The organism is Pseudoalteromonas sp. NSLLW24 (assembly GCF_015864725.1).
GTDB classification, from domain to species: Bacteria; Pseudomonadota; Gammaproteobacteria; order Enterobacterales; family Alteromonadaceae; genus Pseudoalteromonas; species Pseudoalteromonas arctica.
Genome location: NZ_JADYWQ010000042.1, coordinates 1 through 1213, shown reverse-complemented (window position 1 = coordinate 1213; position 1213 = coordinate 1). Strand labels below are relative to the sequence as shown.

The window sequence follows — 1213 nt, the reverse complement described above, 5'->3', positions numbered from 1 at the left end:
TTGTATGGATAATAAACCCATAAATTAATTAATACTTTAACCAAGTTCGGGTAATGTGAGGCCCAAGCTTTGGCTGCAACCAAAGCCTTTTATACAGTAGTTCGATTGATTGAAGGCTCCTCTATTGAGAGACCGATAACAAGAAAGAACGCTGTATAAACTCCAAGCATTAAACTCGGATAGTCAACGGGGCCTAGAGCCCGAATCGCAAGGCAGAGTCAGCTTATTATGAATACACTCAATAATCAAAATGAAATTAACGTCGGTGTCGATACAGGTAAAACTCAACTCGATATTTACATCCGACCGTTAGATATATATTTCACCGTAGAAAACAATGACGGCGGCATTAAACACGCTATAAAAACACTAAAAAAGCACCCAATAACGCGTGTTACTATTGAAGCAACTGGGCGCCTTGAACACCCCTTTATTATGGCGTGTGCTCAAGCGAATATCCCTTTCGTTGTTGCTAATCCCGTTAATATTAAACGTTTCGCAGGCGCTATTGGCCAAAAAGCAAAAACAGATAAACTTGATGCGCAACTCATCGCTCATTTTGGTGAAGCAATAAAGCCACCACTCTCATCTTTAAAGCCAGAGCAGATGCGCTTGATGAGTGATTTACTTTCTAGAAGAAGGCAGTTAATGGATATGCAAACGATGGAGAAAAATCGTTCACAGATAATGCCAAAAACAATATCATCACTAATAAAACCTATCCTAACGGCATTAAAAAATCAGATTGAAAAAGTAGATTTGAAACTACAAAAACTCATCAAAGAATGTGACGAATATAAGGTCAAGAATGACATTATTCAAAGTGTGCCTGGCGTTGGGAATGTTGTCGCGTTTAACTTACTTAGTGACATGCCTGAGCTTGGGTGTGTAAACAATAAAGAGGCTGCATCACTGGTTGGTGTTGCACCATTTAATCGAGAAAGTGGTGCTTATCAGGGGAAACGGATGATACGAGGTGGACGGCCAAAAATTAGAACCGCAATGTATATGGCAATGATGTCAGCTATCCAATGTAACCCTAAATTTAAAGCTATTTATCATCGGCTAGTCGCGGCAGGGAAACCTAAAAAAGTGGCTATTATTGCCTGTATAAGAAAGCTTATAGTAATCATAAATTCTATGGTGAGGGATGGTGTCATGTGGGATCCTAAAATGGTTTGAAATTAGGAATTGACACCATAGTCACTTGTTA

General features: G+C 39.2%; 1 protein-coding gene. It reads left to right on the top strand.

From position 1 onward, the window contains the following. The first annotated feature begins 228 nt into the window (after positions 1 to 228). Entirely contained in the window at positions 229 to 1182 is a 954-nt protein-coding gene (locus I6E72_RS19595) for an IS110 family transposase (protein ID WP_024598675.1), read from the top strand. The last annotated feature ends 31 nt before the right edge of the window (positions 1183 to 1213 follow it).

Bases quoted from the DNA above. Each gene is read 5' to 3' on its own strand.
- I6E72_RS19595 (WP_024598675.1), top strand. From the start codon at position 229: ATGAATACACTCAATAATCAAAATGAAATTAACGTCGGTGTCGATACA.